The organism is Pseudoalteromonas luteoviolacea (assembly GCF_021654285.1).
GTDB lineage: Bacteria > Pseudomonadota > Gammaproteobacteria > Enterobacterales > Alteromonadaceae > Pseudoalteromonas > Pseudoalteromonas luteoviolacea_J.
In genome coordinates this window covers 321,795-328,940 of sequence record NZ_JAKFZS010000001.1, presented here as the reverse complement: position 1 = coordinate 328,940, position 7,146 = coordinate 321,795, and the positions used below count along the sequence as shown (strand labels likewise).

10 protein-coding genes are annotated in these 7,146 nt (G+C 42.3%); 7 read left to right on the top strand and 3 right to left on the bottom strand.

What is annotated here, in order from left to right:
- Nucleotides 1-257: 257 nt before the first annotated feature.
- From L1077_RS01285 to L1077_RS01275, 3 genes are all read right to left on the bottom strand, one after another.
- Nucleotides 258-1,442, bottom strand: coding sequence for a vWA domain-containing protein (locus tag L1077_RS01285; RefSeq protein ID WP_237135259.1), 1,185 nt, complete (start codon nucleotides 1,440-1,442; stop codon nucleotides 258-260).
- Nucleotides 1,442-2,275, bottom strand: a complete 834-nt coding sequence (locus L1077_RS01280; RefSeq protein WP_063360784.1) for an AAA family ATPase — start codon at nucleotides 2,273-2,275, stop codon at nucleotides 1,442-1,444. The genes L1077_RS01285 and L1077_RS01280 overlap by 1 nt, the downstream gene beginning before the upstream one ends.
- A gap of 65 nt (nucleotides 2,276-2,340) precedes the next feature.
- Nucleotides 2,341-2,562: a DUF1653 domain-containing protein gene (locus L1077_RS01275; protein WP_200890437.1), complete on the bottom strand. Its 222-nt coding sequence runs from the start codon at nucleotides 2,560-2,562 to the stop codon at nucleotides 2,341-2,343.
- 87 nt (nucleotides 2,563-2,649) lie between these two features.
- Here L1077_RS01275 and L1077_RS01270 point away from each other — a divergent pair, with 87 nt between their 5' ends.
- The 7 genes from L1077_RS01270 to surE all read left to right on the top strand — a co-directional run bounded on the left by L1077_RS01270 (nucleotide 2,650) and on the right by surE (nucleotide 7,144).
- Nucleotides 2,650-3,126, top strand: coding sequence for a DUF2947 family protein (locus L1077_RS01270; protein ID WP_237135258.1), 477 nt, complete (start codon nucleotides 2,650-2,652; stop codon nucleotides 3,124-3,126).
- An 84-nt stretch (nucleotides 3,127-3,210) separates the two neighbouring features.
- Nucleotides 3,211-3,840, top strand: coding sequence for a hypothetical protein (locus L1077_RS01265; protein WP_237135257.1), 630 nt, complete (start codon nucleotides 3,211-3,213; stop codon nucleotides 3,838-3,840).
- Between the two features lie 53 nt (nucleotides 3,841-3,893).
- Nucleotides 3,894-4,178, top strand: a complete 285-nt coding sequence (gene ftsB / locus L1077_RS01260; RefSeq protein WP_063369019.1) for a cell division protein FtsB — start codon at nucleotides 3,894-3,896, stop codon at nucleotides 4,176-4,178.
- The gene (ispD, locus tag L1077_RS01255; protein WP_237135256.1) at nucleotides 4,171-4,875 is read left to right on the top strand and encodes a 2-C-methyl-D-erythritol 4-phosphate cytidylyltransferase; all 705 of its coding nucleotides are present in this window, start codon (nucleotides 4,171-4,173) and stop codon (nucleotides 4,873-4,875) included. The genes ftsB and ispD overlap by 8 nt, the downstream gene beginning before the upstream one ends.
- Complete coding sequence (gene ispF, locus L1077_RS01250) at nucleotides 4,868-5,344, top strand: 2-C-methyl-D-erythritol 2,4-cyclodiphosphate synthase (RefSeq protein ID WP_237135255.1); 477 nt, start codon at nucleotides 4,868-4,870, stop codon at nucleotides 5,342-5,344. Before ispD ends, ispF begins: the two co-directional genes overlap by 8 nt.
- A gap of 16 nt (nucleotides 5,345-5,360) precedes the next feature.
- Nucleotides 5,361-6,392, top strand: coding sequence for a tRNA pseudouridine(13) synthase TruD (gene truD, locus L1077_RS01245; protein ID WP_237135269.1), 1,032 nt, complete (start codon nucleotides 5,361-5,363; stop codon nucleotides 6,390-6,392).
- Nucleotides 6,393-6,394: 2 nt separating this feature from the next.
- On the top strand, nucleotides 6,395-7,144 hold the full coding sequence (gene surE / locus L1077_RS01240; RefSeq protein ID WP_063360778.1) for a 5'/3'-nucleotidase SurE: 750 nt from the start codon (nucleotides 6,395-6,397) through the stop codon (nucleotides 7,142-7,144).
- The last annotated feature ends 2 nt before the right edge of the window (nucleotides 7,145-7,146 follow it).

Below are 7,146 nucleotides of genomic sequence, written 5' to 3'. Positions count from 1 at the left end.
GACCCGTTGCAGAAATGCGACGGGTTTTTTGCGTTTAAGTCCCTCAGCAGCGGTTAAACTCGCTTATTTCACCTTGCGCAAAAAGAGCGCTCTCACTTCGTTCGCTGTCGCTAGCCTTTTGCACGATATTCACCTTGCTCATTATTATTAATACTTCCCTACTTTTTAAAAAGGACAATGCCAAATTGGGGCGTTACACGAAATTGAACCCATGAGAGATCGAACTGCATGGGCTTTTCAATTATAAAAACACCGAACTAAGTAAGAGTTTTAACGGCTTGGGAGATACCTTCTAAGGTGAGCGGATACATTCTACCTTCCATCAATTTATCAATTTGTCCTATTGACTGGTAATACGGCCAGTAATCTTTCGGCTGTGGGTTCAGCCATGCAACTTTATCGAAATGGTCTGTAAGCCGATTTAACCACTCGCTACCAGGTTCTTGATTCCAATGTTCTACACTGCCCCCTGGGTAGGTAATTTCATAAGGGCCCATTGTCGCATCACCAACAAATATTAAGCGGTAATCTTTGCCGAATTTATGAATGAGTTGATACGTATCAAGCAGGGAGTCGTTTAAGCGCTCATTGTCTTTCCAGACGTGTTCATATACACAATTGTGAAAATAGTAAAACTCTAAGTGTTTAAACTCCGAGTGAGCAGCACTGAACAACTGTTCGCATATTTGGATATGGTCATCCATAGAGCCTCCAATATCGAACAACATGAGTACGCTAATGGCATTGTGTCTTTGTGGGGCCATTTTAACATCGAGTAGACCGCCTTGTTTTGCTGTTGCTTCTATGGTGTTGTTGAGATCAAGCTCTTCACTCTCATGACTGCGAGCGAATTTTCTCAATTGCTTGATTGCCAATTTCATATTTCGGCTGCTGAGATCTGCATCTTTGTCGAGGTTTTTATATTGCCTCTTATCCCATACCTTGACAGCCTGCCTATGGCGACTTTCGTGTTGGCCAATTCTTACGCCTTCAGGGTTATATCCATATGCCCCAAAAGGAGATGTGCCGCCTGTGCCTACCCATTTGTTACCACCAGCGTGTCTTTTTTGCTGCTCTTCAAGGCGACGCTTAAGTGTTTCCATAAGTTTGTCTAGCCCACCTAGGGCTTTCAGTTTGGCTTTTTCTTCTTCGCTAAGATGCTTTTCAAAGTCTTTTCTTAACCATTCTGCAGGTAAAGCTTGCTGCTGTATTGCACTGGCAAGGTCTACTTGTGCTACACCCTGAAAATAGTCAGCAAACGCGCGGTCAAATTTATCAAACAAAGTTTCATCTTTGACAAATATCACTTTGCTGAGCGTATAAAAATCATCGATGCTACCAAAGCAGAGCCCTTGTTCTAGCGCCGAAAGACAATCTAGCAGCTCCCTGAGACTTGCTTTAATACCATGTCGCCTAAGAGTAAACAGAAACTCAATGAGCATTATCTTTTACTCATAAAAGCGAGTTTTTCAATCAAGGTCACATCTTGCTCATTTTTTAACAAAGCTCCAAATAATGGCATAAGGCCGCCTTGGTGTGTTTTGTCATGTAATGTTGTGGCATCAATATCTTCGGCAAGTAATAGCTTTAACCAATCGAGTAACTCACTGGTACTGGGTTTTTTCTTAAGGCCTCTAATTTCTCGTAAATTAAAGAATACCTCCAATGCTTGATTAAGTAGTGTTGCTTTTATATCAGGGAAGTGAACATCCACTATGGCTTTCATCTCTTCAATCGATGGAAAGTCGATGTAATGGAAAAAGCACCTGCGCAAAAACGCGTCTGGCAGCTCTTTTTCATTATTTGACGTAATGATCACGATAGGTCGGGTATCTGCTTTTACTTGCTGTTGCGTTTCATAAACATGAAACTCCATTTTATCTAGTTCGAGCAGCAGGTCATTAGGAAACTCGATATCGGCTTTGTCTATTTCATCTATAAGAAGAACGGGACGCTTGTTCGCTGAAAATGCCTGCCACAATTTGCCTTTTATTATGTAGTTGTTTACATCATGAACACGTTCGTCGCCCAGTTGGCTATCGCGAAGTCGTGATACGGCATCGTATTCATAAAGCCCTTGCTGAGCTTTAGTGGTAGATTTTATGTGCCATTGGATCAGTTCAGTCTCTAAGCTTTGAGCGAGTTCTTCCGCCAATAGGGTTTTACCAGTACCTGGTTCACCTTTTATTAGTAGTGGTTTCTCTAACAGAATGGCGGCATTAACCGCCTGTTGTAGTGCTGCTGTTGCTATATATTTGCTTGTACCTGTGAACATTGTTTCTTGTGGTCTGAGGAGATCATGCTACCAGTTTGCCACACTTCCATTTCCACTACCAAGTATCATTCTTCTCGCACAAATTGAAATCTAGGCTGTGTTTTACCATCAATAGTGACATCTTCAACAAACATGCTCAGAGGCCTTGCCCAGTGGTCATAATTACCGTAGAGCGTTTTATAGATCACGAGGGCTTCTTCGCTTTCACTGTGGGTTGCAATAAACAACACTTGGTATTCTTTACCCTTGTAATGGCGGTATATCCCTTTTTTAAGTTCGATAGGCATTGTTGAGTCCTCATATGACTGGGTATAATTGTCTTATTAAAAGACGAGTACAGATGCTCGTTTATCTATGAAATAAGGTTTTAATACATGAATTATATTGCGCTTGGCGATTTCAAGAAAGCATGGGTTTTCAGGCATAAGGACCTCCCGATTGACAACGCAGATTTGGCCCAGATTAAGCCGATGACAGCGCAGCGTGCAGCTGTTCTTTGGAGTACAATGGTTAGCCGAGAGCAAGATCACCCTGACTTTTTTACACCGACAGACTGGGCCGGTAAAGAAGATAACTGGGAGGAAGTGGTAGATTGGGAAGGCAAGTGGGAAGAAGGCGAGCCTCTATTACCTGCAGAGATCACTGAATATTTGCAGTGGGAAGATAATACAACTGTCTATTTTTGTCTCTCTAGAGATCACGTTATCGAGACACAGTTTGGTGTATTTAAACGCTGCTGGCAAAACTTTATGTTTTTAGTTGATGGCAGCTTATTACTTGGTAAGAAACGAGATGCGGCAGTGCAGTTTTTAGAGACTGGCGAAGCTAAACTGGGCCAACGTCCAAAATGAAAATAGACCCCGCTTATAATATTTAATAGACTGACTGTATTCAGGTATGACGCCGTGATATAAAACCCTTTATTGGGAGGGATTTTGAGAGAGCATAATACAGGCAAGCAACAGACGACTATTTGGCAAGATGAGGCTTTACGGCTTGTCTACGCTGAGCTTGTTAATGTATTTTATACTCGTGAAATTTCGCGTTTATCTATAGAAGCAGATCCGAACAGACTGAAAAGAGTATTAAGCAGCTTACCTTATTACGTTGAACGTGCGGCAACGCATATTGTATTAGGGGAGGTGCCGCTTCAGTTAGACAGTCATAATGGGTGTTGGGTGGCAACGCAAAGACGGGTTCCATCGCAAACACCTGATAAAATTCGATTATATTTCGAAAAACACGCTGAAGTGGGGCTGGTTGTGCCAGTTGTTATCAATCAGGACCATGAAACCATTCTTTGCATTGATATGATAGATCAAGTGAATCAATCACAAATACATTGCAATCAATATGGTTGGTTTGCCAATGAGGGACATGGCTTAGACAATGCTCATATAAGCGTACTCAAACCGACGAAAGCTTTAATGACAGCCGCCTGTTGTGGTCATCGGTGGCAATATCATAAAATGATAACACCGAGATTACTTGGCCTAAGAGAGATGCTACTTGCAAGTAGTATCAATTGGCGCAATGTAGCAAAAAAGAAACTAGTATCAGGCTGACAATTATCCTGTTGTCGACATGACTACATCATTCATTTATTAGGGTATATTTTATGCGTTTGTTTCAGTTAGCGCTATTTTGCCTGTGTGCCTACATACAGTATAAGCTGTGGTTTGGCCATCATGGTTTGCAGGACTATCGGAGGATCACCGAAACAGTAAATACCCATCAGCAAATGAATGCCGAATTACTGAAAAGAAATAAATTACTTAAAGCAGATATTGAAGACCTAAAACTGGGCTTAGAAGGCGTTGAAGAACGAGCTCGACATGAACTAGGCATGATCAAGCCTAATGAAACTTTTATCCGCGTACTACCTAAGAAGCATTATGAATAAAGCAATATCATTAGCTGCAGTTGTGCCTGCTGCTGGTGTGGGTTCCAGAATGGGGCTTAACCATCCAAAGCAATATCTAAAAATTGGCGAAAAGACCATCCTAGAGCATACGTTAATAAAGTTATCTACTGTTGAACATATAAATCATATCTATGTCGCGGTTAGCAAAGACGATGGCTACTTCGATGGTTTAGACTTAACTAAGCTAAATACAACTCGTGTAGCAGGGGGCAAGGAAAGAGCTGATTCAGTCCTTAATGCTTTGAAGTCGATGCAAGCAGACCCACCTGAATGGGTTTTAGTGCATGATGCCGCCAGACCGCTTGTCGATATTAAAGATATCGACAAGCTTATTACTTCATGTATAGATACTGGTGAGGGCGGAATACTTGCAAGCAAAGTGAAAGACACAATTAAAAAAGGTGACAAGTACATAGAAGAGACTGTGCCTAGAGAGCAGCTATGGCAGGCTTTAACTCCTCAACTTTTTCCTTATCAAGCGCTTTTGAATGCACTGGACAGTGCGTTGAATGAAGGGGCTGTGGTCACCGATGAAGCTTCAGCAATGGAAAGAGTTGGGCAGCCTGTGGCATTAGTTTCTGGTCGCTCAGACAATATAAAGATTACCACGCCAGAAGACCATGCGTTGGCATGTTTTCTAATGGCACAACAGCAAAAGAGTATTGAGAATGTTTAGAATTGGTCATGGCTTTGACGTACACAAATTTGGCGGCGAAGGGCCTTTAGTAATTTGTGGCGAAAAAATAGAATTTGAGCAAGGTTTTATTGCACACTCCGATGGTGATGTTGCGGTTCATGCTCTTTGCGATGCATTGTTAGGGGCACTTGCGTTAGGGGATATAGGAAAGCACTTCCCTGATACGGATAGCGAGTTTGAAAACATAGATAGCCGTATTTTATTGAGAAGAGTGATTGAGCAGGTAACGACAATGGGCTACACAGTAGGAAATATCGATGTCACCATTGTTGCTCAGGCGCCTAAAATGCGACCACATATTGATGCAATGAGAACAAATTTGGCTGCTGATTGTCAAGTTGAGCTCGATCAAGTTAATGTCAAAGCAACAACAACTGAAAAGCTTGGGTTTGAAGGCCGCAAAGAAGGTATTTCAAGTCATGCCGTCGTACTACTTATGAAGGGGTAGTTAAGTGATTGATGCTATAGCTTCGCTAAATTACCTTTATGGAGAGCCTCTGTCTCAAGGTGACTTTAAGCAAACAGCAGAAGACTTTGTAGTTGAAGAAATACTGGATATTGAGTTCACCGGTGAAGGCGAGCATGTTTGCTTACAGATCATTAAACGCGGAGAAAATACTGCGTATTTGGCCAAGCAAATTGCTAAATTTGCAGGCGTCGCCCCAAGAGAAGTGAGTTATGCTGGACTAAAAGATCGTCATGGTGTCTGTACACAGTGGTTTAGCGTACCGGTCCCAATCAAAAAGCACATAGATTTTTCTCAGTTAAACTCTGACTCTATGGTTGTGATTAAACAAGTGCGTCATAATCGCAAATTAAAAACGGGCTGCCACCGTGGAAATCGCTTTGTGATCACGCTCAGGAATGTGACCAACCACTTGGATGTGCTTTCTCGCATAAATGCCGTTAGGCAAGGGGTGCCAAATTATTTTGCAGAGCAGCGATTTGGTCATGATGGCCATAATTTGTCGATGGCAGAGCGGTTATTTAATGGTGAACATATACGTGACAAAAAGCTCAGAGGCATAGTGATCTCAGCTGCTAGGTCGTATATTTTCAATCAAATCGTGTCTAAAAGAGTGAAAGAGCATGGTTTAGCTAAAACTTGGCATAGAGAAGTCTTTTTATTGTCAGGTAGCAATGCTTTTTTTGAAGATGACTTAAACGACGATGTTGTTGAGCGTTTAAACCAAGGTGATATTCTTTTATCTGCGCCACTGGTTGGCAAAGGAGAGAAGGGGCTTACTGAAATGGAGAAGTCCTGGTTAAAGGAGCATACGTCTTGGCATCAAGGGCTTGCGGAACTGGGCTTGAAAAATGAGCGAAGAAGCTTAAGAGTCATTCCTCAATCGCTCAGTGTTAAAACCATAGACAATCAAACCTTGCAGCTGAGCTTTGATTTACCAAAAGGGTGTTATGCGACTTCTGTACTAAGAGAGCTGATCAAACATAAAGACGTGAGTTTGAGAGATAAACAAGAATCTGGGGAGCAATAAGTGTGAAGATATTACTGAGCAATGATGATGGTGTAAGTGCAAAAGGAATAGAGGTGCTTTACAAAGCGCTCAGTGAATTAGCTGATGTGACCGTGATTGCGCCTGACAGGAATTGCAGTGGCGCGAGCAACTCTTTAACACTCATGAACCCACTGCGTACGAGTACATTGGAAAATGGGTTTATTTCAGTCAATGGTACGCCTACAGATTGTGTGCACCTTGGGGTGAACCAATTATTTGATGAACCTCCAGCATTGGTGGTGGCAGGGATAAACAATGGTGCCAATTTAGGCGATGATACGCTGTATTCAGGCACGGTTGCCGCCGCTGCTGAAGGTCGTCATTTGGGGTTACCTGCGATAGCTGTCTCTTTATGCTCTAAAAAAGAAGCGCATTATGAAACTGCTGCGGCAGTGACATTAAAAATAATTAAGGCGCTGGATAGCCACCCATTGCCACAAGATCAAATATTAAATATTAATGTGCCTGATATCCCACTTTCTGAGTTAAAGGGCATTCAAGTCACTCGCCTTGGCGCACGACATAAAGCCGATACAATGACTAAGCAAACAGATCCTTGGAATCGGGATATATACTGGTATGGCACTTTGGGTTCAGAAAGTGACGCAGGTGAAGGGACGGACTTTTATGCTGTGAAGCAGGGTTACGCCGCTATTACACCATTAACTGTTGATATGACTGCCCATGAGAGTCTTGAGCGTTTGGCTACTTGGCTATCGTCTCAGGAGTAATG